General features: G+C 54.5%; 23 protein-coding genes and 1 pseudogene. 14 read left to right on the top strand and 10 right to left on the bottom strand.

Translation table 11 applies throughout. From position 1 onward, the window contains the following. Positions 1-29: 29 nt before the first annotated feature. Positions 30-1,415 carry a cysteine--tRNA ligase gene (gene cysS, locus B9P82_RS16475; protein ID WP_006685638.1) on the bottom strand — a complete coding sequence of 462 codons (1,386 nt, stop codon included), beginning with the start codon at positions 1,413-1,415 and terminating at the stop codon, positions 30-32. 173 nt (positions 1,416-1,588) lie between these two features. Between cysS and ppiB the strand changes: the two genes are divergently transcribed. The 5 genes from ppiB to mnmH all read left to right on the top strand — a co-directional run bounded on the left by ppiB (position 1,589) and on the right by mnmH (position 5,738). After that, entirely contained in the window at positions 1,589-2,083 is a 495-nt protein-coding gene (gene ppiB, locus B9P82_RS16470) for a peptidylprolyl isomerase B (RefSeq protein ID WP_003021875.1), read from the top strand. A 2-nt stretch (positions 2,084-2,085) separates the two neighbouring features. Next, positions 2,086-2,808: a UDP-2,3-diacylglucosamine diphosphatase gene (gene lpxH / locus B9P82_RS16465; RefSeq protein ID WP_101700631.1), complete on the top strand. Its 723-nt coding sequence runs from the start codon at positions 2,086-2,088 to the stop codon at positions 2,806-2,808. A gap of 173 nt (positions 2,809-2,981) precedes the next feature. Then, complete coding sequence (gene purE / locus B9P82_RS16455) at positions 2,982-3,491, top strand: 5-(carboxyamino)imidazole ribonucleotide mutase (RefSeq protein WP_016152120.1); 510 nt, start codon at positions 2,982-2,984, stop codon at positions 3,489-3,491. Next, positions 3,488-4,555, top strand: coding sequence for a 5-(carboxyamino)imidazole ribonucleotide synthase (gene purK / locus B9P82_RS16450; protein ID WP_101700630.1), 1,068 nt, complete (start codon positions 3,488-3,490; stop codon positions 4,553-4,555). Before purE ends, purK begins: the two co-directional genes overlap by 4 nt. Positions 4,556-4,652: 97 nt before the next feature. Continuing rightward, positions 4,653-5,738: a tRNA 2-selenouridine(34) synthase MnmH gene (gene mnmH, locus B9P82_RS16445; RefSeq protein WP_016152118.1), complete on the top strand. Its 1,086-nt coding sequence runs from the start codon at positions 4,653-4,655 to the stop codon at positions 5,736-5,738. Here the strand turns inward: mnmH and B9P82_RS16440 are convergent, their stop codons facing one another. From B9P82_RS16440 to ybbA, 6 genes are all read right to left on the bottom strand, one after another. Then, positions 5,739-6,398: a methionine ABC transporter permease gene (locus B9P82_RS16440; RefSeq protein ID WP_003831085.1), complete on the bottom strand. Its 660-nt coding sequence runs from the start codon at positions 6,396-6,398 to the stop codon at positions 5,739-5,741. It abuts the gene before it with no gap. Further along, complete coding sequence (gene sfbB, locus B9P82_RS16435) at positions 6,391-7,407, bottom strand: virulence-associated ABC transporter ATP-binding protein SfbB (protein WP_046276103.1); 1,017 nt, start codon at positions 7,405-7,407, stop codon at positions 6,391-6,393. Before sfbB ends, B9P82_RS16440 begins: the two co-directional genes overlap by 8 nt. 62 nt (positions 7,408-7,469) lie before the next feature. Then, entirely contained in the window at positions 7,470-8,300 is an 831-nt protein-coding gene (locus B9P82_RS16430; RefSeq protein WP_016152116.1) for a MetQ/NlpA family ABC transporter substrate-binding protein, read from the bottom strand. A 245-nt stretch (positions 8,301-8,545) separates the two neighbouring features. After that, positions 8,546-9,679, bottom strand: coding sequence for a porin (locus tag B9P82_RS16425; protein WP_016152115.1), 1,134 nt, complete (start codon positions 9,677-9,679; stop codon positions 8,546-8,548). 187 nt (positions 9,680-9,866) lie between these two features. Continuing rightward, on the bottom strand, positions 9,867-12,281 hold the full coding sequence (ybbP, locus tag B9P82_RS16420) for a putative ABC transporter permease subunit YbbP (RefSeq protein WP_101700629.1): 2,415 nt from the start codon (positions 12,279-12,281) through the stop codon (positions 9,867-9,869). Then, positions 12,278-12,964 (bottom strand): putative ABC transporter ATP-binding protein YbbA, encoded by a 687-nt coding sequence (ybbA, locus tag B9P82_RS16415; protein ID WP_016152113.1) that lies wholly within the window; start codon positions 12,962-12,964, stop codon positions 12,278-12,280. The genes ybbP and ybbA overlap by 4 nt, the downstream gene beginning before the upstream one ends. Between ybbA and tesA the strand changes: the two genes are divergently transcribed. The 3 genes from tesA to B9P82_RS16400 are packed head-to-tail and all read left to right on the top strand — an operon-like array spanning position 12,932 to position 15,270. Beyond that, positions 12,932-13,558: a multifunctional acyl-CoA thioesterase I/protease I/lysophospholipase L1 gene (tesA, locus tag B9P82_RS16410; protein WP_101700628.1), complete on the top strand. Its 627-nt coding sequence runs from the start codon at positions 12,932-12,934 to the stop codon at positions 13,556-13,558. The two genes, ybbA and tesA, sit on opposite strands and share 33 nt — an antisense overlap. Positions 13,559-13,586: 28 nt before the next feature. Next, positions 13,587-14,357, top strand: coding sequence for an SDR family oxidoreductase (locus B9P82_RS16405; protein WP_094760906.1), 771 nt, complete (start codon positions 13,587-13,589; stop codon positions 14,355-14,357). A gap of 58 nt (positions 14,358-14,415) precedes the next feature. After that, positions 14,416-15,270, top strand: coding sequence for a co-chaperone YbbN (locus tag B9P82_RS16400; protein WP_016152110.1), 855 nt, complete (start codon positions 14,416-14,418; stop codon positions 15,268-15,270). Positions 15,271-15,348: 78 nt separating this feature from the next. On the opposite strand, the gene fetB is transcribed toward B9P82_RS16400, so the two are convergent. Both fetB and fetA read right to left on the bottom strand, forming a co-directional pair. Then, a complete protein-coding gene (gene fetB, locus B9P82_RS16395; RefSeq protein ID WP_047358028.1) occupies positions 15,349-16,128 on the bottom strand; it encodes an iron efflux ABC transporter permease subunit FetB in 780 nt (259 codons plus the stop codon). Next, positions 16,115-16,792 carry an iron efflux ABC transporter ATP-binding subunit FetA gene (fetA, locus tag B9P82_RS16390; protein ID WP_019076194.1) on the bottom strand — a complete coding sequence of 226 codons (678 nt, stop codon included), beginning with the start codon at positions 16,790-16,792 and terminating at the stop codon, positions 16,115-16,117. Before fetA ends, fetB begins: the two co-directional genes overlap by 14 nt. Positions 16,793-16,926: 134 nt before the next feature. Here fetA and B9P82_RS16385 point away from each other — a divergent pair, with 134 nt between their 5' ends. Genes B9P82_RS16385 through B9P82_RS16370 form a run of 4 tightly spaced genes read left to right on the top strand, consistent with a single transcriptional unit; the run spans position 16,927 to position 21,149 of the window. Then, positions 16,927-17,844, top strand: coding sequence for an SPFH domain-containing protein (locus tag B9P82_RS16385; protein WP_003021835.1), 918 nt, complete (start codon positions 16,927-16,929; stop codon positions 17,842-17,844). Then, complete coding sequence (locus tag B9P82_RS16380) at positions 17,841-18,299, top strand: NfeD family protein (protein WP_016152105.1); 459 nt, start codon at positions 17,841-17,843, stop codon at positions 18,297-18,299. The genes B9P82_RS16385 and B9P82_RS16380 overlap by 4 nt, the downstream gene beginning before the upstream one ends. 19 nt (positions 18,300-18,318) lie before the next feature. Further along, the gene (locus B9P82_RS16375) at positions 18,319-20,463 is read left to right on the top strand and encodes a PA5441 family protein (protein ID WP_053389380.1); all 2,145 of its coding nucleotides are present in this window, start codon (positions 18,319-18,321) and stop codon (positions 20,461-20,463) included. Then, positions 20,433-21,149 carry a DUF3142 domain-containing protein gene (locus B9P82_RS16370; protein WP_016155890.1) on the top strand — a complete coding sequence of 239 codons (717 nt, stop codon included), beginning with the start codon at positions 20,433-20,435 and terminating at the stop codon, positions 21,147-21,149. Before B9P82_RS16375 ends, B9P82_RS16370 begins: the two co-directional genes overlap by 31 nt. Here the strand turns inward: B9P82_RS16370 and cueR are convergent. Continuing rightward, positions 21,146-21,556: a Cu(I)-responsive transcriptional regulator gene (gene cueR, locus B9P82_RS16365; RefSeq protein ID WP_029139441.1), complete on the bottom strand. Its 411-nt coding sequence runs from the start codon at positions 21,554-21,556 to the stop codon at positions 21,146-21,148. The two genes, B9P82_RS16370 and cueR, sit on opposite strands and share 4 nt — an antisense overlap. Before the next feature lie 290 nt (positions 21,557-21,846). On the opposite strand from cueR, the pseudogene B9P82_RS16360 reads away from it, so the two are divergent. Both B9P82_RS16360 and B9P82_RS16355 read left to right on the top strand, forming a co-directional pair. Further along, positions 21,847-23,990, top strand: a pseudogene (locus B9P82_RS16360) (TonB-dependent receptor plug domain-containing protein). Between the two features lie 2 nt (positions 23,991-23,992). Then, a complete protein-coding gene (locus B9P82_RS16355; RefSeq protein ID WP_101700627.1) occupies positions 23,993-24,817 on the top strand; it encodes a heme/hemin ABC transporter substrate-binding protein in 825 nt (274 codons plus the stop codon). The last annotated feature ends 14 nt before the right edge of the window (positions 24,818-24,831 follow it).

Genomic DNA, 24,831 nt, shown 5'->3' with positions numbered 1-24,831 from the left:
CGCGAGCCGCCATCCGGCAATCAATATCATTACTTACGGCGCCAGGTAGTGCCCTGCGGGCCATCTTCCAGCACGATACCCATCTCATTGAGACGGTCACGCGCGGCGTCAGCTGCCGCCCAGTCTTTGGCTTTACGGGCATCCAGACGCTGCTGGATTAACGCTTCAATTTCAGCAACTTCACCGTCATCCGCCTGCGCTCCGCTTTGCAGGAATGCTTCAGGCTCCTGTTCCAGCAGGCCCAGCACGCTGGAAAGCTTACGCAGATGCGAAGCCATACCGTTAGCCGCCGCCATATCTTCACCCTTAAGGCGGTTAACCTCACGCGCCATATCAAACAGCACGGAGTAGGCTTCCGGCGTATTGAAGTCATCGTCCATCGCTTCAATGAAGCGTGCTTCAAAGGCTTCGCCACCGGCTGGGGCAACGGACTTATCGGTGCCGCGCAGCGCGGTATACAGACGCTCCAGCGCAGAGCGCGCCTGCTTCAGGTTCTCTTCGCTGTAGTTTAACTGGCTACGGTAATGACCAGACATCAGGAAGTAGCGAATGGTTTCGGCGTCGTAGTATTTCAGCACGTCACGCACGGTAAAGAAGTTGCCCAACGATTTGGACATTTTCTCCCGGTCAACCATCACCATCCCGGAGTGCATCCAGTAATTAACGTATTCACCGTCATGCGCACAGGTGGACTGAGCGATTTCGTTTTCATGGTGCGGGAACATCAGATCCGAACCACCGCCATGAATATCAAAATGGTTGCCCAACTGTTTGCAGTTCATCGCCGAACATTCGATGTGCCAGCCAGGACGACCCGCGCCCCACGGAGACGGCCAGCTCGGCTCGCCTTCTTTGGACATTTTCCACAGCACGAAGTCCATCGGGTTGCGCTTCACATCAACCACATCAACGCGTGCGCCCGCCTGCAGCTGATCCAGATCCTGGCGTGACAGCTGACCATAGTTCGGGTCAGTCGGCACGTCGAACATCACGTCGCCGTTATCAGCGACATATGCGTGACCTTTGGCAATCAGCTGTTCGGTGATTTCAATGATCTCAGCGATATGGTGCGTAGCGCGCGGCTCCAGATCCGGACGCAGAATATTCAGCGCGTCGAAATCGCTATGCATTTCCGCGATCATTCTGTCGACCAACGCCACAAAGCTCTCACCATTTTCATTCGCGCGCTTGATGATTTTGTCATCAATATCGGTAATGTTGCGCACATATTTCAGCTTATAGCCGAGGAAGCGTAAATAGCGCGCGACAACGTCGAAAGAAACGAAGGTACGTCCGTGGCCAATATGACAGAGATCGTAAACGGTAATACCACACACGTACATGCCGACTTCCCCGGCATGAATAGGTTTGAATTCCTCTTTTTGGCGCGTCAGTGTATTAAAGATTTTTAACATCGAAGATTCCGTGTAGACGTGTGTGGATAGTAAAGTCTGTATAATACCCATAATTTAGACCGGAAGCAGCACACTTTGCGAGGTGATCGCAGCTTGCGGTTATGCTATAACACACCCCTAACTCTGACCCTTCACGGGGTCGAAGCACCAATCTATCGGAACAGGATGCAAAAATGGTTACTTTCCACACTAATCACGGCGATATCGTAATCAAAACGTTTGATGATAAAGCGCCTGAAACAGTTAAAAACTTCCTGGACTACTGCCGCGAAGGTTTTTACAACAACACCATTTTCCACCGTGTTATTAACGGTTTCATGATCCAGGGCGGCGGTTTCGAACCGGGCATGAAGCAAAAAGCCACGAAAGAAGCGATCAAAAACGAAGCGAACAACGGTCTGAAAAACACCCGTGGTACGCTGGCGATGGCGCGTACTCAGGCTCCGCACTCCGCAACCGCACAGTTCTTCATCAACGTTGCAGACAACGACTTCCTGAACTTCTCCGGCGAAAGCATGCAGGGTTGGGGTTATTGCGTGTTTGCCGAAGTTGTTGAAGGCATGGACGTGGTTGATAAAATCAAAGGCGTTTCCACTGGTCGCAGCGGTATGCACCAGGATGTGCCAAAAGAAGACGTCATCATCGAAAACGTGACCGTCAGCGAGTAATCGTGACGACACTGTTTATTGCAGATCTTCACCTCTGCACAGAAGAACCGGCGATCACCGCCGGTTTTCTGCGTTTTTTAGCCGGTGATGCGCGAAAAGCTGATGCACTGTACATTCTCGGCGACCTGTTTGAAGCCTGGATTGGCGACGACGACCCAACCCCACTGCATCATGAAATAGCCGCGGCGATAAAATCACTGGTTGATTCCGGCGTTCCCTGTTTTTTTATTCACGGCAATCGAGATTTTCTGCTCGGCAAACGTTTTGCCCGTGAAAGCGGCATGAGCTTGCTGCCTGAGAAAAAAGTACTCAACCTGTATGGCCGCAAGGTATTGATCATGCATGGCGACACTTTGTGCACCGACGATGCAGGCTATCAGGCGTTTCGCGCCAAAGTACATCAACCCTGGCTACAGAAGCTGTTCCTCTCCCTACCTCTGTTCGTTCGCCAACATATCGCCGCGAAAATGCGCGCCAATAGCAAAGCGGCCAACAGCAGCAAGTCACTGGAGATCATGGATGTGAATCCGCAGGCCGTCATCACCGAGATGGAAAAGCATCAGGTCCAGTGGTTAATTCACGGCCACACCCACCGCCCGGCAGTCCACGAACTTACGGCCAATGAGCAACCCGCTTTCCGCGTGGTATTAGGCGCATGGCACACCGAAGGGTCGATGATCAAAGTCACGCCAGATGACGTTGAACTAATCGCATTTCCGTTTTAATTCCGCAGATATCCAGTTCCTATTTACACAAAACTCGTTGAGATGCAGCCAACTACAAAGGCTGCCTGAAGGGTGAAGTGCAAAGCGCGCAATCGTTTTCCTTGACGGCGAATTATGCTATTCTCTGTGGCCTCAAAAGTCGAGTGTAGTGCATCACAGGAGTTTTCAGACGCATGTCTTCCCGCAATAACCCGGCGCGTGTCGCCATCGTGATGGGGTCCAAAAGCGACTGGGCTACCATGCAGTTCGCCGCCGAAATCTTCGAAATTCTGAACGTGCCGCATCATGTTGAAGTCGTCTCCGCCCACCGCACCCCTGACAAGCTGTTTAGCTTCGCTGAAAGCGCAGAAGAGAACGGCTATCAGGTGATCATTGCCGGTGCGGGTGGCGCTGCACATCTGCCAGGCATGATTGCGGCGAAAACGCTGGTGCCTGTTTTAGGCGTCCCGGTGCAAAGCGCGGCGCTTAGCGGCGTAGATAGCCTTTACTCCATCGTACAGATGCCGCGCGGTATTCCGGTCGGAACGCTGGCTATCGGCAAAGCGGGCGCGGCAAATGCGGCCCTGCTGGCAGCACAAATTCTGGCAACACACGACAAAGCATTACACCAGCGTCTGAACGACTGGCGCAAAGCACAAACCGACGAGGTGCTGGAGAATCCGGACCCGCGAGGTGCGGCATGAAGCAGGTCTGCGTACTCGGTAACGGTCAGCTAGGGCGCATGCTGCGCCAGGCCGGTGAGCCGCTGGGCATTGCGGTCTGGCCCGTCGGGCTGGATGCCGAACCAGCAGCGGTCCCTTTTCAGCAAAGCGTGATCACCGCTGAGATTGAGCGCTGGCCGGAAACGGCGCTCACCCGCGAGCTCGCGCGCCACCCGGCGTTTGTCAACCGCGACGTTTTCCCGATTATTGCCGACCGTCTGACGCAAAAGCAGCTTTTTGACAAGCTCGGCCTGGCAACTGCGCCGTGGCAACTGCTGGCGGATAAAAGCGAATGGCCTGCAGTATTCGACAAACTCGGCGAGCTGGCGATCGTGAAACGTCGCGTCGGCGGCTACGACGGTCGTGGGCAGTGGCGTTTGCGCGTAAATGAAACCGAACAACTGCCGGACGACTGCTACGGCGAGTGCATCGTTGAGCGGGGAATCAACTTCTCTGGTGAAGTCTCATTGGTTGGCGCTCGTGCGCACGACGGTAGCACCGTCTTCTATCCGCTGACCCATAACCTGCACCAGGACGGCATTCTGCGCACCAGCGTGGTCTTCCCACAGGCTAACGGCAAACAGCAGAAACAGGCCGAAGCGATGCTCTCTGCCATCATGCAGGAGCTGGGCTATGTCGGCGTGATGGCGATGGAATGTTTCATCACCCCGGAAGGTCTGCTGATTAACGAACTGGCTCCACGCGTGCACAACAGCGGGCACTGGACGCAAAACGGTGCCAGCATCAGCCAGTTTGAGCTGCACCTGCGAGCCATTACCAACCTGCCGTTACCCACGCCGGTAGTGAACACTCCTTCGGTGATGGTAAATCTGATTGGTAGCGACCTGAACTATGACTGGCTGAAGCTGCCGCTGGTGCATCTGCACTGGTATGACAAAGAGGTGCGTGAAGGGCGTAAGGTGGGACACCTGAACCTGAGCGACAGCGATACCGCGCGTCTTAGCGCGACGCTGGAAGCGCTTATCCCCCTGCTGCCGCCGGAATATGCCAGCGGTATTATCTGGGCGCAGTCAACGCTGAAATAAGCCATTAATGCCGGGGATTTGATTTTATCCTTCCCCGGCCCCTCCTCTGGCGCGTAAAATCCCCTCCATTGCTGTTTTTGTATTTTCAGGATCACACATGAACGATGGAACGGACTATCGCGCAATTTTGCTCGCTGGTACGCCTATAATCGATGTACGCGCCCCCGTCGAATTTCTGCAAGGCGCAATGCCGGGCGCAATCAACCTTCCCCTGATGAACGATGACGAACGTGCCGCCGTGGGTACCTGTTATAAACGTCAGGGACCCGAGGCAGCCCTCACGCTCGGCCATCAACTGGTCTGCGGCGAGACTCGCCAACAACGTATGAAGGCCTGGCTGGATGCCTGTCGTCAAAATCCTGCGGGTTATTTATGCTGCGCGCGCGGCGGTCAGCGTTCGCACATTGTGCAGCAGTGGCTGCACGAGTCCGGGATTGACTACCCGCTGATACACGGCGGCTACAAAGCCCTGCGTCAGGCGGCGATTCAGCTGACGGAAGAATTAGTGCAAAAGCCGATCGTCTTAATTGGCGGCTGTACCGGGAACGGTAAAACGCAGCTGGTGCAACAGCAGCCGAACGGCGTGGATCTCGAAGGTCTGGCGCACCATCGCGGTTCCTCGTTTGGTCGCACCGTTGAACCGCAGCTGAGTCAGGCGAGTTTTGAAAACCTGCTGGCGGTCGAAATGCTCAGAACCGACAGCCGTCAGGATCTGCGTCTGTGGGTACTGGAAGATGAAGGCCGCATGATCGGGGCTAATCATCTGCCCGAATGCCTGCGCGAACGCATGACCCAGGCATCTATTGCAGTGGTGGACGATCCTTTTGAGCGTCGTCTGGAGCGACTGCGCGAAGAGTATTTCGTGCGGATGCACCACGATTTTACCCATGCTTATGGCGAGAGTCAGGGCTGGCAGGAGTATAGCGAGTATCTGCACCACGGCCTGTTTGCTATTCGCCGCCGTCTGGGTTTACAACGTTTTGCCGAGCTGACCGCCCTGCTCGACGTGGCTCTGCGCGAACAGCAAGCGACGGGCAGTACCGACGCCCATATGGGCTGGCTGGTACCGTTGCTCAACGAGTATTACGACCCGATGTATCGTTATCAACTGGAAAAGAAAGCCGCGAAAGTCGTCTTTCGCGGCACATGGCAGGACGTTGCCGACTGGCTTAACGCACAGTGATCAGTGTCTGTCGCGCTTATCCGCGCGTTTCGCCAGCCAGTCGCCCAGCACCTGAACGACCTGCACCAGAATAATCAGCGCCACCACGGTGACGATCATGACCTGGGTTTCATAGCGGTAATAACCAAAGCGAATCGCCAGGTCGCCTACCCCACCGCCACCAACGATTCCGGCCATCGCGGAGTAACCGATCAGACTCACCAGCGTTATCGTCAACCCACGCAGCAGACCCGCGCTCGCTTCAGGTAACAGAACGGTGCAGATGATGCGCATCGGGCTGGCGCCAAAGGCTTCCGCCGCTTCAATAATGCCTTTATCGACTTCGCGCAGTGCGCTGTCGACCAGACGGGCATAAAAAGCGATTGCCGCCACCGAGAGCGGGACCGACGCCGCAATCGGCCCAATGGTATTTCCGAGTAAAAACTGAGTGAGCGGCAGCAGCAGCACCAGCAGGATCACAAACGGCACCGAACGGATGATATTCACCAGCACGGAGCTGAGCAGATACACAAAACGGTTTTGCCAGAATAAATGCCGGTCGGTGACGAAAATAAGAAAACCGAGCGGCAGACCGCCAATAATCGCCAGCACCGTAGAGATGCTCAGCATCTGAAAGGTTTCATTAAACGCCAGCGTCAAATCAGGCAATAAATCATCCACGAATCACCTCCACCTGTGCCGTGCGTTGACGAATATGCTCCACGGCGACATCCACCGCAGAAGGGTTATGCGGCGCGGTAAGTTGCACCACCAGAATCCCCAGCGCACGCTCGCCGATATATTCAATTTTGCCGTGCAGAATGTTCACCGCCACACCAAATTTAACCGCGACTTCTGACAACACTGGCTGTTCCGCCGAATCGCCGATGAACAGAATTTTCAGCAACTGGCCAGGCAAATGTTGACGCAAGCGTTCGGGTAGCGTCAGATTGAGGGTATGCGACACCAGTTGCTGCGTGAAAGCGTGCTGCGGGTGAGCAAAAACGTCAAACACCTCACCGGACTCCACCACCTTGCCGCCGGACATCACCGCCACACGATCGCAAATCGATTTGATCACGTTCATCTCGTGAGTGATCAGCACGATCGTGATCCCCAACTGTTGGTTGATCTGCTTAAGCAATGCCAGAATAGTGGCCGACGTTTCCAGATCCAGCGCAGAGGTCGGTTCATCACACAGCAGCACATCCGGGTGATTGGCAATCGCACGGGCAATACCAACGCGCTGCTTTTGCCCGCCGCTGAGCTGCACAGGAAAGCGGTTCGCCTTGTCAGACAGCCCCACCAGCGTCAGGATTTCGCTGACGCGTGGGCCAATTTTACTGCGCTCCCATCCGGCAGCCTTCAGGCTGAAAGCGACGTTTTGCGCCACGGTACGGGTATGCATCAGATTAAAATGCTGAAAAATCATCCCAATACGCTGACGGGCTTTACGTAGTTGCGCCCCTTCCAGCGCGGAAATTTCTACGCCGTTAACCTTTACGCTTCCCAGGCTTGGTCGCGTTAAGGCGTTCAGGGTGCGCAGCAGCGTACTTTTCCCCGCGCCGCTGGTCCCGACAATGCCAAATATCTCACCTGCGCCTATGCGCAAGCTGACGTCATCAACCGCCCGGGTTGATGGTCCACGGCCTGCGCTAAAATCCACGCAAACCTTTTCTATCTCAATCATAGCCACCTCAGAAATGCGAAAAGGGCAGTCGCCGCTGCCCCTGTTAACCTTGTGCGCAGCGATTATTGGGCTGCCGACATCCATTCCGGTTTCTGGAAGGCGCTGTAGATATTTTGCGGATCGTCGATTACCGCGCGATACGCCGGAGATTTCACCGCCGCCACAATATCTTTCGCGAACGGTTTATCCGCATCTTCACTGCGTACCGCTATGATATTTTTCAGATTTTCGTCAAGATGCTCTTGCTTGATGGCGCTGGCGAGATCCAGTTTCGCCGCCACGGCAAAGTTACCGTTGACCAGCGCGCCGGTCACACCGTCCAGGGTACGCGGCAGTTGTGCCGCTTCCAGCGGTTTAAACACCAGCCCTTTCGGGTTGCTGGCGATATCGCGCTCAGAGGCTTTAGTCGGATCGATAGTGTCTTTGATGGTAATAAGGCCAATAGACTGCAGGAAACGCAGACCGCGAGCCAGGTTGGTTGGATCATTGGAAAGCGTGATCACATCCCCTTTTTTTAACTCATCCAGGCTTTTGATTTTATGTGAGTAAAAACCCATCCCGGCCGTCGGGACCACAATCAGCTTGCTCAGCTTCAGTCCTTTATCAGCGGTGAATTTGTCAAAGTAGAGCGAGTGCTGGAACAAGTTGGCATCAATACTGCCGTTGGAAAGCGCCATGTTCGGCTGCACGTAGTCGCTGAATTCGCGCACCACTACCTTATAGCCTTTCTCTTTCAGCGTAGGGGCAATGGCCTGTTTCACCATATCGCCGTACGGACCAGGTGCGACGCCAAACACGATGGTATGCGGGTCACTGTTCGCATGAGCAAGTTGTAATCCACAGGCCAGTAACAGCGCTCCGGTCGCGACGCGTAAACTCTGACGCAATCCCATAATTTCTCCATTTTAACGTTGTGGTGTCATGTCTCACGCCGTTCTTGCGGCGTTGTTCTTGTTGGCCTGTTAACAGGCTGATTGTTAACATGACACAGATCACAACCTGCTGTCCTTGAAATTATTTCATGATGTTGCGGGATATGTCGTTGAATGTACGTTGAAGGTACTAATGTGTTTTTCAGCAAAGGATAGTAAAAAACCGGATAACCTTCTGGTTATCCGGTTTTGGCAGGGAAATTGACTTAGAAATCGTAACGCAGACGAACCAGGTTCATATCACCCAGATTGTCGGTGCTGGAGGTGAAGACGTGTTCGTAATCCACACGGAAACCGTAGTCCAGCTGGAAGCTGATACCCACACCATTGTCGGTACGCAGGTAGTTACGACCATTCACGTATTCAATACGGTCGCCCATAACGTAGGGTTGAACGGATTTCAGCGCATACTGACCAACCGGGAAGGTGTAACCCGCGAAGTATTCCAGACCCCAGGCATCACCGGCAAAGTAATCGTTAACAGAGACTTTTTTGGTGGTCATGAAGTTTTGATACCAACCGCCGCCCATCGAGAAGGTCCAGTTGTCCGGTTTCCAGCTCAGCGCGGTACCGACGATGTTTTGATCGTAGGTTTTGCTGGTGTCGCCACGCATTTCCGCGCGGGTGTAGTTCCACGCCGTACCCCAGGTCAGGTCATCGGTGATGTGATAATCCACACCCAGCGAGCCACCGCCTTTACGCTTGTAGCGCAGACCGTTGTTCGGGTTGTAATCATCGCTGAACAGATAAGACGCGTAGAGATCAACATCGCCAACCGTTTTCTTATACTTCAGTGATTTACGCGTACGATAGGAACCGTCATAGTCGCCATTGATACCGTTACCTGGTGCCTGACCGATCATGTCGTAGTCCCAGATATCCGTTTTCGCACCAACCACATCATAGTAAATGCTGTTCTGTTGACCGAAGGTCAGCGTACCCCAGGTCGCGCTCTTCAGACCGGTGTACAACATACGACGCGTGGTATCGTTGGCGCCGTTAGCATAGTGATTATCCCAGTTGAACATTGCCGGGAAGTTAACGCCCAGCTCGTAATAACTCACCCAGCTGATGTCATCAAACAGATAGTAATCAGCGGCGAAGCGGAAACGCGTCCCACCGTCGAAGCCATTACGTTTGTAGCCATTCTTACCATCGTCACCAGCCATATTCTGGAACTGCGGACGAATACTCCCGCCGACGGTGAAGTTAAGACGGCTCAGCGGGTTGCCCGCCTGTGGATCTTGTTTCAGGACTGTGATTTCCGCCTGGGAGGCGAACGTCGTTAATGCCACTGCTGCGCCGATCGATACCGCCAGCGCCGTTTTTTTTATAGTCATTATTTGTACCTTGATAGATAGCCTGCCAATTATTCAGCATGCAAATATTAACGTTTATTAATACACTCGTGTTGTCGGGTTTTTATTGTTCTGTGCTGTTAAATATCAATGAGTTATCAATTTGTGCTACATAGATAAAAAAACGCACCGATTTAAAAAACCGGTGCGTAATCATCACGAATATAAATTAACTACTGAATTGACGGAACAGCGCTTTGCCTTTTAGCAGACGTGAACCGAGCCATCCGCCGCATAACGAGAGCAACAATGCCCCACAAAGCGGCAACACGACCCACAGTCGCCAGTCTGGCTCCCACGGAAAATCAAACACTCGGGTTTGCAGCACCGCCAGTGCGGTTTCCGCGCCGATAGCAGCCACCAGTCCGGCGACCATCCCGAGCATGGCGAACTCGCACCATAGCGTGGTACGCAGCAGCTTCTTACCCGCGCCCAGCGTGCGCCAGACCACCAGTTCCTGATGACGCTGACGCATTCCGACCTGGACCTGCGCCAATAGCAGCAACATACCGCAAGCGGTAACCAGCACCACCATCACCTCCAGTGCCCGGCTCACCTGCTCCAGAACCTGGCTCACCTGTTTGAGGATTGCACCAATATCCAGCAGGCTGATAGTCGGGAATTCGCGGTTAAGCTGCGTCAGCATGCCGTTGCCGTTCTCCCAGCGAAAGCTGGTTAACCAGCTTTGCGGCTGAGCGTCCAGCGCGCCGGAGGGAAAGATAAAGAAGAAGTTGGGGCGCAGGCTTTCCCAGTCCACTTTGCGCAGACTGCTGACCGTGGCGCTGAAATCCTGGGTATCGCCCATAAAGGTCACCCGATCGCCAAGTTTGACGTTCAGCCGTTTCGCCAGCCCCTCTTCCATCGAGACTTCGCCCGCTTTTGGCGGCCAGCTTCCGGCAACGATCGGGTTATGATCCGGTCGGGTATCCTGCCAGGTCAGATTAAGCTCACGGTTCAGCGCCTCATCGTGATTGCCTTCGGTCGGCTTCTCATTGATCGCCGTCAGACGCGCCCGCACAATCGGATAGAACGATTCCGGGATCACCTGATGCTCAGCCAGGAAAGCCTTGAGTGGAACCACCTGTTCGGTGGCAATGTTGATGAGAAAATAGTTCGGGCTTTCCGGCGGCATTTGCTGCTGCCAGCGGTCGAGCAGGTCGCCACGCAATACCAGCAGCAGCGCCAGCAACATAAAGGAAAGCGAAAATGCCGACAGCTGACTGAGCGTTGACCACGGCTGGCGCAACAGCCGACTGACCGCTAAACGCAGCGGCAGCGAGGTGAGCGTCAGGCCACGCAGCACGTTGAGCAGCATCCAGCCGAGCACCCCGCACAAAAGCGCCAGCACTACCGCTCCGGCCAGCACAGCCCACAGCAGCGGACTTCCGCCCATCAGTCCGGCGAGCAGGGCAATCACGACTATCAATACCACCGGCAAATAAAACTTCAGCGGCCAGACGTTTGCCACCACGTCACGGCGCAGTACCCGCAGTGGCTGGGTCGCCAGCAGCAAACGGTAAGGGCGTAACCCCACCAGCAGAGAAATGACCGTCATGGTGCCTAATGCCCATAGCCACGGCCAGGGACTGGCAGGCGGCAGTTCGCCAGGCAGTACCGGCTTAAGTAATACCACCAGCACGCGTTCAAACAACAGCCCGAATAACCCTCCGGTCACGCCAGACAGCACCAGCACCATCAGCCATTGACCAACAATTAGCCTGCGCAACTGTGCTCTGCCCGCGCCAAGGGTTTTCAGAATAGCCACCAGATCGTAACGACTGCGGCAGTAATGGCTCATCGCCACGGCAACCGCAGCGACCGCCAGCAGCAGGGTTAGCAGCGCCGACAGCAGCAGGAACTGTTGCGAACGCTCCAGTGATTTCCCCAGCGCCCCTTCATCCTGCTCCAGCCCATACCAGCGCTGTTCAGGCTTTAACTGCGGGAGCAGCCATTTTTCATAGGCTTCCAGTTGCTGCGGTGTCCCGCCAAATTTATAGCGCCAGGTCACCCGGCTCCCCGGCTGGACCGCCGCCGTTTTTTCGACATCCGCCATGTTCATCATCAGGCGCGGCGCTATCTGGAACGGATTAAAACCGGCGTCCGGCTCCTGCACCACTTCCCCGGCGATGCGCAGCGTGGCATCACCCACATCGATGGAATCACCGATTTTTAAGTTCAGCAACGCCATCAGACGCGGAGCCAGCAACACCGAGCCTGGCTGAGGTTTCAGTCCCGGCGGATTGGTTTGCAACGTGCCATACATCGGATACACATCATCCACCGCTTTGACGTTCGCCAACTGCGGCGTATCCTGGGCAAAGGTCATAGTGGCAAAGGTCAGCTGTTCGCCCACTTTCAGGCCACGCTGTCGCGCCTCGTCAATCCACGCTTTCGGCACGGTACGCGAACTTTGTAGCGACCGATCTCCCGCCATAAACTCACGGCTTTGCTGGCTCAGCCCCTTTTCCATACGATCGCTGATATTGCCCAGCGCCAGCACGCAGGCCACGGCCAGGCTCAGCGCCAGCCAGACAATCAGTAATGAAGGCGAGCGCCATTCGCGCCAGAACCAGCGTGCAATCATGCCTCCTCCTGCAACTGTCCGTTCACCAGGCGTAAACGCCGATCGCAACGCGCCGCCAGTTGAGAATCATGGGTCACCAGAATCAGGGTGGTGCCATGTTCCCGGTTCAGAGAAAACAGCAGGTCGGCGATTTTGTCTCCGGTCTGGCGGTCCAGATTGCCCGTCGGTTCATCGGCAAACAGCACGTCAGGACGACCGTTAAACGCCCGCGCCAGCGCCACGCGCTGCTGCTCCCCACCGGAAAGCTGGGCCGGAAGATGATCAAGACGTTTTCCCAGCCCCAGTTGCTCCAGCAACGTTTTTGCCCCGTCGCGACTTTTTCCGCTGTTTTCGCCGCGCAACAACGCGGGCAACTCGACGTTTTCCAGCGCGTTAAGGGTCGGAATTAACATGAATGACTGGAAGACAAAACCCACGTGTCGCGCCCGCAGCTGTGCCCGGGCTTCTTCATCCATGGTGTGCAGCGCCTGCCCCACCAGGCTGACTTCACCGCTGGTGCCATCGTCCAGCCCGGCGAGGATCGCCAGCAGTGTGGATTTTCCTGAACCCGACTCGCCAATCAGCGCAATGGTCTCGGCGCGTTTGACAACCAGTTCAACTCCGGTAAGGATGGATAGCTCATGATCACCCTGACCGACGGATTTCTTAAGATGATGAACTTCAACAATGTTTTCCGCTGGCATTGGCCTTTCCTGTTCCTGGTCCTGTTAACTTTCCGCGCCGCCGCAGCGGACACGTTATTAATTCTGGGTGACAGCCTGAGCGCCGGATACCGTATGTCCGCCAGCGCCGCGTGGCCTGCGCTACTTAATGATAAATGGCAAACCAAAACGCCGGTGGTGAATGCCAGTATTAGCGGCGACACCTCGCAGCAGGGTCTGGCCCGTCTGCCTGCATTACTGAAGCAGCACCAGCCGCGCTGGGTGCTGGTCGAACTTGGCGGCAACGACGGTCTGCGCGGATTTTCGCCTGCGCAAACCGAACAAACCCTGCGCACGATTCTGCAGGATGTGAAAGCAGCAAATGCCGAACCGCTGCTGATGCAAATTCGTCTGCCGGCAAACTACGGTCGCCGTTATAATGAAAGCTTTAGCGCGATTTATCCAAAACTCGCCAAAGAGTTTGATATACCTCTGCTGCCCTTTTTTATGGAAGAGGTTTATCTGAAACCCCAGTGGATGCAGGATGATGGTATTCATCCTAACCGTGACGCCCAGCCGTTTATTGCCGACTGGATGGCGCAACATCTCACACCTCTAGTAAATCACGACTCGTAAAACAACGGAGATCCTGACAGGTAAAGTTATGCAAAAATCGGTCTTAATAACAGGATGTTCCAGCGGAATCGGTCTGGAAAGCGCGCTTGAGCTAAAGCGCCAGGGTTTTCAAATTCTGGCAGGCTGTCGCAAACCTGACGATGTGGCGCGTATGAACAGCATGGGATTCACCGGCATATTGCTGGATCTGGATTCACCCGAGAGCGTAGATCGCGCGGCTGATGCGGTGATCGCCCTGACCGATAATCGTTTGTATGGGATCTTTAACAACGCCGGATACGGCGTCTATGGCCCACTGCCCACCATCAGCCGCGAGCAGATGGAACAGCAGTTTTCCGCCAACTTCTTCGGCGCACATCAGCTTACCATGCGCTTGTTACCCGCCATGCTACCCCACGGCGAAGGACGAATTGTGATGACCTCGTCGGTAATGGGATTGATCTCAACGCCGGGGCGCGGGGCCTATGCCGCCAGCAAATATGCGCTGGAAGCCTGGTCCGACGCGCTGCGTATGGAGCTGCGCCACAGCGGGATTAAGGTCAGCCTGATTGAGCCAGGCCCTATTCGCACCCGCTTTACCGAAAACGTCAACCAGACCCAGAGCGATGCTCCCGTGGAAAACCCCGGAATTGCCGCGCGTTTTACGCTGGGGCCACAAGCGGTTGTCGCCAAAGTGCGTCATGCGTTTGAGAGCGACAAACCAAAGCTGCGTTATCCGGTTACGCTGGTGACCTGGGCAGTTATGCTACTGAAGCGCCTGTTGCCAGGCCGCATAATGGACAAAATTTTACACGGTTGAGTTGAAGCACGCGCGTCAGCCCCCATGTAACAAGAAATCGACAAAAGAGAGTAACTCCATGTCCACACAGAATATTGTTAACATTAACGAATCGAACCTCCAGCAGACCCTTGAACAGTCGATGACCACGCCGGTCCTGTTCTATTTTTGGTCTGAGCGCAGCCAGCATTGTCTGCAATTAACGCCGGTACTGGAGAGCCTTGTTGCTCAGTACAACGGTCAGTTTATTCTCGCCAAGTTAGATTGCGACGCCGAGCAGATGATCGCCTCCCAGTTTGGTCTGCGCGCGATCCCCACGGTTTATCTGTTCCAGAACGGTCAGCCGGTAGATGGATTCCAGGGCCCGCAGCCGGAAGAAGTTATTCGCGCGCTGCTGGAGAAAGTGTTACCGAGCGAGGAAGAGCTGAAAGCGCGCCAGGCGATCGAGTTCATCGAAGCCGGCAATCACGCTGATGCGCTGCCGCTGCTGAAAGAAGCCTGGCAGATCTCCAACCAGAGCAGCGAAATTGGCCTGCTGTTGGCGGAAACGCAAATCGCCCTGAACCGTTCAGACGAAGCTGAAGCGGTGCTGAAAACTATCCCATTGCAGGATCAGGACACCCGTTATCAGGGCCTGGTGGCACAGATCGAACTGCTGAAGCAGGCGGCTGATACGCCTGAAATCCAACAGTTGCAGCAGCAGGTCGCCAGCAATCCACAGGATGCGGCGCTGGCAACTCAACTGGCCATTCAGTTACACCAGGTTGGACGTAACGAGGAATCGCTGGAATTGCTGTTCAGTCACCTGAAGAAAGATCTCACTGCAGCCGACGGTCAGGCGCGTAAAACCTTCCAGGAGATCCTTGCCGCACTGGGCACCGGCGATGCGCTGGCCTCGAAATACCGCCGCCAGCTGTACGCGCTGTTGTACTAATCCGCTGCATTTGCCTGATGGCGCTTGTGCTAATCGGGCCTACAATCTCCCCGTAGGCCCGCGCCATCCGGTACTCCATTAGGTTTTTTTCAAATGCGTCACCACCAGCTGGTGACGTGAATTATAGAACTTCCGATAGGTCAGGTAGCAGGCGATAATGGTTGACAGACTGGCGGTCGAAAGCAGCATAAACGTCACCATAATCTGATACTTAATCGCTTTTACCGGATCAATACCTGCAAAGATCAACCCGGACATCATCCCCGGTAAACTCACCAGTCCCACGGTCTTCGCTGAATCGATCGTCGGGATCAGCGAAGCGCGAATACTGTCGCGAATCAGCGGCGCGGAGGCCACTTTCGGCGTCGCACCGAGGCTGAGTTTTTCCTGAATTTGCTGCTGTTCGCTGTTAAACCGCTGCCCCAGATTGTTGTAACACAGCCCTACCGCAACCATCGCATTGCCTGCAATCATGCCGGAAATTGGGATCACCTGCATTGGGGTAAACTCGATAGAGCCTGACAGAACCAGCACCGCCAGCGTTAACCCCGCCCCCGCCGTGATGGCGATAAATGACGAGAGAAAAGCTTTATCAATATATTTACTGCGCTTTTGCGCGTTATAGGCCGCGTTGAAACAGATAAACAGCACCATCAATAAGGTCAGAATGCTGTGGTTAACGCCGAAAATATATTTCAGCACATAACCAACGATAATAAGCTGAACCACCGCCCGGCAAACGCTCCAGAGAATATCTTTTTCCAGCGCCAGTTTTTCTTTGTTGCTGATCAGTATCGCGACCACCACCAGCATCATCGCTAACGCCAGTGATTCATTGGTAATATTATGCTCGTTCATTGCTGACTTCCTGCATTTCCCCGGCGTGCGGTTGAAGGGTTATGACATTATCCGCATGATTAATTTCATCTTTGTCGTGCGTCACCCACAGCACAGCAATATTCTTATCGCGAACATAGTGGTGAATTAATTCGTTCACATTCCGTTTATTGGCTTCATCCAGCGCGCTGGTAATTTCATCAAGCAGCAGGATTTTTGGCAGAAACTGTAAATTACGAATTAACGAGACGCGTTGCTTTTCGCCGCCAGACAGCTCATTGATGTTTTTTTTGAGGATCGTTTCGGGTAGCTCAAAACGGGCCAGATCGGCAAGAAACACATCCGGATCCGGACGTTTATCGCGGATTTGCCAGGGGAAAATGAGGTTGTCGTAAACGGTGTCACCAAACAACGCGGGCGTTTGCGCACAATAAGAGACCTGCTGGCGATATGTTTCAGGCTTAAGAGTGTTTATCTCCTTGCCCTCAAAGAGAATTTCACCGGCAGTCGGGCTAATTAATGACGCCACTATCTTGAGTAACGTACTTTTACCGCAACCAGACTGGCCGGTAATCAGCTTAAATTCTCCGGCCCGGAGATTAAAACAGATGTTATTGAGAACCTGCGTCGCCCCTGCCTGCCATGCGACATTTTTTAACTGAAGCAGAATGCTGCTTTCTTCCATTACCAATCCCTTTTTTACCTCTTTCGTGCAGACAGTCTATCCCTGTAATTTATTATAGGGGAGCCCACCTTGATAAATCGGGTATAATTTGACTAATGAGGCAGTAAAGGACAACACAACAGGAGGTTTCATCAATGCTCATTTTTATTCCTATTCTCATTTTTGTCGCGCTGGTCATCGTCGGTGCTGGCGTCAAAATCGTCCCGCAGGGATATCAGTGGACGGTCGAGCGTTTTGGCCGTTACACCAAAACCCTGCAACCGGGTTTAAGCCTTGTTGTACCGTTCATGGACCGTATCGGTCGTAAGATCAACATGATGGAACAGGTGCTTGATATCCCCTCTCAGGAAGTCATCTCCAAAGACAACGCCAACGTCGCGATTGATGCCGTCTGCTTTATTCAGGTGATCGACGCGCCAAAAGCGGCTTATGAGGTCAGCAACCTGGAACTGGCGATCATCAACCTGACCATGACCAACATTCGTACCGTTCTCGGCTCGATGGAACTCGATGAAATGCTCTCCCAGCGCGACAACATCAACACGCGCCTGCTGCATATCGTTGATGAGGCCACGAATCCCTGGGGCATCAAAATCACCCGTATTGAAATCCGCGATGTGCGTCCCCCAGCAGAACTTATCGACGCCATGAACGCGCAGATGAAAGCCGAACGTACCAAGCGTGCCTATATTCTTGAAGCGGAAGGGATCCGTCAGGCAGAAATCGTCAAGGCCGAAGGTGAGAAGCAGTCGAAAATCCTCAAAGCGGAAGGTGAACGCCAGTCGGCATTTTTACAGGCCGAAGCGCGTGAACGTTCCGCAGAAGCCGAGGCCCGCGCGACGCAGATGGTTTCGGAGGCCATTGCAGCCGGGGATATTCAGGCCGTGAACTACTTCGTGGCGCAGAAATACACCGAAGCGCTGCAGCACATCGGTTCGTCGAATAACAGCAAAGTGGTGATGATGCCGCTGGATGCCAGCAGCCTGATGGGGTCCATTGCCGGGATCGCCGAACTGGTGAAAGACAGCGCCAGCGAACGGAAAAAATCATGATAGCGATGATTCTGGTGCACCCGCACATCTTCTGGCTCAGCCTCGGCGGTCTGCTACTCGCCGCCGAGATGCTGGGCGGTAACGGCTATCTGCTGTGGAGCGGCGTGGCGGCGGTGATTACCGGCCTGGTGGTGTGGCTTATCCCGCTTGACTGGGCGTGGCAGGGGGCGATGTTCGCCGTACTCACCCTGCTGGCGGCCTGGCTGTGGTGGAAGTGGCTGGCAAGGCGCGTACAAGATCAGAAACCCGCCGACAGCCATCTTAACCAGCGCGGGCAGCAGTTGGTTGGCCGTCGATTTATTCTGGAAACTGCCCTGGTCAATGGCCGCGGACATATGCGCGTCGGCGACAGCTCATGGCCCGTCAGCGCCCGCGACGATTTGAGCGCCGGAACGCAGGTTGAAGTCATTGCCGTTGAGGGAATTACCCTGATTATTACAGCGGTATCACACTGAAAAGACAGGAAATAAGACTATGGTCAGGAAGACACCCCTTGCCTTTGCCCTTTGCTCATTATTGGTCGCCGCCCCGCAGGTATTCGCCTCTTTCGATATGGAAGACTGCAAATGGAGCGACGACAGCTGCCTGCTGAAAGGCACGCCCACCTTCAATCCGGAAAACGACAGCCGTGATAACCTGCTGCGGCTGCTGAGCCAGGAGAAATCATTTGCTCTGCCGGTGCAGTCGATGCCGGCGGACATCACCCGCTCCCGCGATTTCTATTTTGCGTATCATCCGCAGTGGGATGACATTGCCCCGCAGCCAGCCGCAGCGCAGGTATCTGCTGAAGACAGCCCCCTGTCCCGACAGATAGCCGAACTGAACATTAGCGCAGACGAAATAAACGTCAACGACGCTGAGCTTGAGAACCGTCATGTTTCGAATAATACCGCGAGCGTCAGCGCGTTTTTTGCCGCACTGCTGGCCGACTCAACGTTAACGGCAAATCAGCGTCAGGCCCTGGCCCAGGCGCGTACAGGACTGTTATCCGGGGCAACCCGCGAGCAGATTGAGTCATCGCTTGCCACTCTCCCGGCAGATTCTCCAGCTCAGTCCTACAAAAGCTATCTGGCAGCGGCCGCCAGTTTTTATGCCGGTGATTATGCCAGCGCCGAACAGGATTTCGCTCAGCTAGCCAAAAGCGATCGTCCGTGGCTGGCTGAGACCGCGCAATACATGCTGATACGTGCGGCGTTGAACAAAAGCAGCCAGAACAGCGTGGGCGAGTACGGCGATTTTGATATCACAAAAATTAACCGCGAGGACGCTTCTCAGGCTCAGACGCTAGCGCAAGCCTATCTGCAACACTACCCGCAAGGCCTGTACGCCGCTTCCTCGCACGGTATGCTGCGTCGTATCAACTGGTATTTACAGGCGTGGCCGCAATTGGCGGGGTTGTATGAGCAGACGCTTCAGCAATCGGCTGACGCACAGCAACTGCGTGAGATCGTCATCGAATACGATAATGTCTACGGCATGGCGTTCTACGAACAGTCCGTGGTGGAGGCTTTCCCCGATGCGCCGCTTGTCAGCTATATCGAACTGCTGCGCGCGTTGCGCCTGAATAACAACAATAAACCAACGCTGACGCAGGCCCAGCTTGACGCCAGCAAACCGGTGTTTGAGCAGAGCCAAAAACTGCCGCTATGGCGCGATCTGCAGCTGAATCTGTGGCTGGCAACGGGCAACTACGCGGCGATTATTTCGGCAGTTACCCCGGCGCAGAAACTTCCGGCCCACGATACGCTGGCCTTCAGCGAACAGGTGCTGTACGGCGAAGCGCTGATGGGCCAGCAGAAATGGACCACGGCACGTGATTTCTGGCAGACATTGCTGAAGCTCAGCCAGGACAACGAACAGCAGCAGTATGTGCAGGCTAAGCTAGCCGCGACGCTGGTTTATAGCGGCGACGTGGCGGCAATTTTCGCCCCAGAAAGCGCAGTAACCAACCTGCGCTTTCGCTCGCAGGTGCTGAAAACCCAGGCAACGCCTGAACTACTGCGCCAGCAAGCCGTCCACGGTCCTAATAACGAAGAGCGTACCATCGCCCTGCATACGCTGCTGGTGCGGGATCTTACTGAGCATCGCTTTGACGACTGGCTGAATGACAGAAAACTGGCCAGCGCCATTACGCCGCCGGTCATTGGCGAAGCGTTTGATGACGTTAATCTGAGTATTTTCGACTGGAACGGCGACTCTGCCGAGAGCGGTTATACCTGTCGCAGCCTCAATGAAACGGTAACAGTTCTGAGCAAACAAGCGCATGATGCCCACGCCCTGAACTGCTTAGGCGAATTTTTCCGCACTACGCAAACCCACGTTGATTTATGGAAAAACAGTTCCGGCAACGATGTGCTTGAATCAGCAATCTCGCGCAAGAAACCGTTCGGCCAGTTCGACAGGCAAAGCTACTACCAGCAGGTGATCACATCGCCAAAAGCAGAGGTTGAAGATAAGAGCTTTGCGCTGTATCGCGCCATCATGTGCTATGCGCCGTCAGGCTCTAACGAGTGCGGCGGTGAGGAAGTGGATAAACTACAGCGTAAAGGCTGGTTCACCCAACTGAAAACGCAGTATCCGGGAAGTCCGTGGGCGCAAAAACTCAAATACTACTGGTAACTGCGCTGCTACTCGGCCAGGCACAGGCGGCGGAAATCGTCGCCGCCCGTGAACATCCGGCCTTCTGGCTATGGTCCGGAGTGAAGGCCAGTGACGAGCTGAAAAACGCACAAACAGTCTATCTGCATCAGGGCGAAGTCCTGGTACGTTCAGGTAACGTGGTGTTCCAGCGTCTCGGACTGCCGGTTAATCGCCTGACTTTCCCCTCTATCTGGTTGACCGTGCGCTTTACCACACTCGACGTACCGGAGGAGATCCCGGCGCGCATCATACGCTTGATGCAACGCTGGCAGGCGGCCGGGAATCACGTCATCGGCCTGCAGGTTGATTTTGACGCGGCGACCCATCAGCTTGCCGATTACGCCTACTTTCTGCAGCAGTTACGCCAACGGCTACCGACCGAGTTTGCACTTGGCGTAACCGGACTACTGGATTGGGCAAAAACGGGCGACGTCGCCACGCTGAACGCGCTGGCGGTCGATGAACTGGTGGTCCAGAGCTATCAGGGACGTCACACGGTACCGAATTATCAGGCGTATCTGCCCGCCCTCAGTCGTCTGCGCATTCCATTTAAGCTGGGGCTGGTACAAAACGGTAGCCGGGACCCGCAGGCTGAAGCGCAGCTTGAGAAATCACCGTGGTACCGCGGCACGGTGGTGTTTATGCTTAATCCGCCACCCCGTTAAGCCTTCGCTTTATGGTGGCAGCAGCCGGAGAGATTATCAATAATCGGGCATTCAGCGCTGTCATCGCCAGGGCAACTCTCCGCCAGCGCCAACAAATGCAAGCGCATAGCCTGCAGCTCGCTGATATGGCGCTCAATGTCCGCCACCTTTTCTAACGTACGCTTTTTCACATCTGCGCTGTGACGCGCCGGATCGTTAAACAGGTTCACCAACTCGCCGCACTCTTCCAGGTTAAAACCAACCTGTCGTGCCTGTCGTAACAGCGTAAGCTCATTCAGATGCTGTTGGTTGTATGTGCGATAGCCATTTTCGCTACGCAGCGGCGGCGTCACTAACCCCTTTTCTTCGTAAAAGCGTATCGCTTTGCTGGTTAAACCGGTTTTTTTCGCAACATCGCTAATATTCACATTTCCCCCGCTGATCTTGTTGGTACTGAGCCACATTATAGCCCACATTGCCGTAATCCTTTACCCAAGAACCCCGCGCATCTTCCACCATCACAGCGATGCACAAATCCTTTTAATTCACATTGTTATATCCGATTCAGATCACATTTCAGCATTTATTGACCACGCAAAATTGACTCAAATCAAAAGATGCATCGGTTCTGCACCTTTCATCTTGAACAAAGGGAAACAATTTTATATACAAACGCGAATGATAATGATGATCATTTACATTCAATAAAGGTTCTCTTATGTTGCCACGGATTAACCAAAGGCCATTTATTCTTTCAGCCCTGACATTATGCATGTCCGGCGCTACTTTTGCAGCGACCTCTCCAACACACGGTTCAACGTCCGACGAAGATACGGTGATCGTTACGGCTAACCGCACAGAAAGTAGTCTCTGGGATAGCCCAGCAACCATTCAGGTTATCGATCGCCAGACGCTACAAAATTCCACCAGCGTTTCTGTTGCTGATGATTTACAAGATATCCCCGGCGTCGAAGTTACCGATAACGCTCTCGCAGGTCGGAAACAAATTCGTATCCGTGGCGAAGCTTCTTCACGGGTGCTGATTTTGATAGACGGCCAGGTCGTCAGCTACCAACGTGCCGGACAAAACTACGGAGCCGGTTTACTGATTGACGAATCCGCGCTGGAACGCATTGAAGTGGTCAAAGGCCCTTATTCTGTCCTCTACGGTTCGCAGGCAATTGGCGGCGTCGTGAACTTTATTACAAAAAAGGCGGCGATAAGCCTCTGGGGGGTAGCGTTAAGGCTGTTTATAACTCCGCAACAGCAGGATGGGAAGAGTCAGCGGCAGCCTGGGGAAGCATCGGTAACTTTGATTACCGCATCAATGGCAGCTATTCCGACCAAGGGGATCGCGATACACCTGACGGAAGATTGCCCGACACCAACTTCCGTAATAACGGTCAGGGAGTGTGGCTTGGCTACAACCTCGATCGCCACAAAATTGGACTCTCACTCGACCGTTATAAGCTATCCACTCAAACCTGGTTTGACGATCCCGAAGGTCAGTTCGACGACTTTAGCGTCAAAATTCCTAAGCTGGAACGCGAGAAAATCGGTCTTTTCTACGACTACGCGGCCGACGGGGATTACCTGAAGAACATCCATTTTGACGCATACACCCAGACAATAGAGCGCAAATTTGAAAACCGGGTCAAAACGACCCAGATTATCCCCAGCCCGATGATTAAAGCGCTGACGGTAAGCAATCAAACCAATACCAACGACAAACAATATACCCAGGGTGTAACGCTGCAGGGCAATATCTCCCTTCCGGCTAACAACACGCTGGTGATTGGCACTCAGTATCAGCATGACAAAATAAAACAGGACACGGACGGCAGTACGCGCCAGACCGCGGCTACCGGCTTCTTCGATACGCAAACCCGTACCCTGTCATATAACGAAGCGGAACAAAGCAACACCTCACTGTTCGCGCAAAACGACTGGCGCTTTGCCGATGACTGGACGTGGACCGTGGGCGCACGCCAGTACTGGCTGTCTTCGAAACTCAATCGCAACGATACGCAAACTATCCAAAGCAGCGGCACCACCTGGCAATCCACCGGGGGAAATTCCGTTCACGATGATGAACTGGTGACCTCGACCAGCCTGCGCTATTCCGGCTTTGAAGATCTTGAACTCCGGGCTGCATACGCCCAGGGCTATGTCTTCCCCACGCTTACTCAGTTGTTCATGCAGACATCCGCCGGCGGCAGCGTTACCTACGGCAACCCAAACCTGAAGGCTGAACACTCGAATAACTATGAGTTGGGCGCGCGGTATAAAGGGAATATGTGGCTGATTGACGGCGCCATTTATTACTCTGAAGCCAAAGACTATATCGCCAGTCTGGCCTGTTCAGGCCAACCCGTTTGCAACGGCAACACCACCTCTTCCCGCGGCGGCTATTACTACTACGACAACATCGATCGTGCCAAAACCTGGGGCATGGAATTAACTGCAGAATACAACGGCTGGGCGGTTTCCCCCTACCTGAGCGGTAATCTCATTCGCCGTCAATACGAAGGCAACACCATAAAAACCTGGGATACCGGCGAACCCACGCTGACCGGGCGCGTTGGCCTGAAACATACCTGGTTGATGAATGTCGCTAACGTGACGTCAGATGTCTTTATTCGCGCGGCGTCCCGCGCTAAAGATAATACCGGCACCACGGAAATAAACTACCCAGGCTGGGCCACGCTAAACCTCGCATTCAACACTGAGTTTGGTCCGCAGGACCAGTATCAGGTCAACCTCGCGCTCAACAACCTGACCGACAAGCGTTACAGAACCGCGCATGAATCTATCCCAGACGCTGGTTTCAATGCCGCTGTTGGCTTTGCGTGGAATTTCTGACGATGAAAAAACTCATGATTGGCTTACTGAGCCTCGCCTGTGTTTTCAGCGCCCAGTCCGCTGACCGCCTGGTGGTGGCGGGCGGTTCGCTTAGCGAACTGATTTACGCCATGGGCGTCGGCAACCGGGTGGTTGGCGTCGATGAAACCACCTCGTACCCACCTGAAACTGCCGCACTCCCGCATATCGGCTACTGGAAGCAGTTAAGCAGCGAGGGCATTTTATCGCTGCACCCAGACAGCTTTATCACCTGGCAGGATGCAGGCCCTCAAATCGTTTTGGATCAGCTCCGGGCGCAGAAAGTTAACGTCGTTACATTGCCGCGCGTACCGGCCACCGTCGAGCAGATGTACGCCAACATTCGGGAGCTGGCTCAAACGCTGCGCATTCCTGAACAAGGTGAAGCGCTGGTCAATCGCCTGCATCAACGTCTGGATCATGTTCAGCACAGCGTGGCGGCGAAAAATGCGCCGGTCAAAGCCATGTTCATTCTCTCCGCTGGCGGCAGCGCGCCGCAGGTCGCCGGCAAGGGCAGCGTTGCCGATGCCATTATGACCCTTGCGGGCGCACAAAATGTCGCCACCCACGCGCAGTATAAAAGTTACAGCGCAGAGTCGCTGATCGCCGCCAACCCGGAGGTGATCGTGGTGACGTCGCAAATGGTGGATGGCGATCTGGCTCGTCTGAGCGCGATTGCCGGTATTACCCACACTGCGGCCTGGAAAAATCAGCGCATTGTGGCGGTAGACCAGGCGCTGATTCTGGGAATGGGGCCTCGCGTCGCCGATGCGGTTGAAGCCCTGCACCAGCAATTCTGGCCTCACTAACTGGATTTATAAAA

Source organism: Citrobacter sp. L55 (assembly GCF_002850715.1).
Classification (GTDB): Bacteria; Pseudomonadota; Gammaproteobacteria; order Enterobacterales; family Enterobacteriaceae; genus Citrobacter; species Citrobacter braakii.
This window is presented reverse-complemented; position numbering and strand designations above follow the sequence as displayed.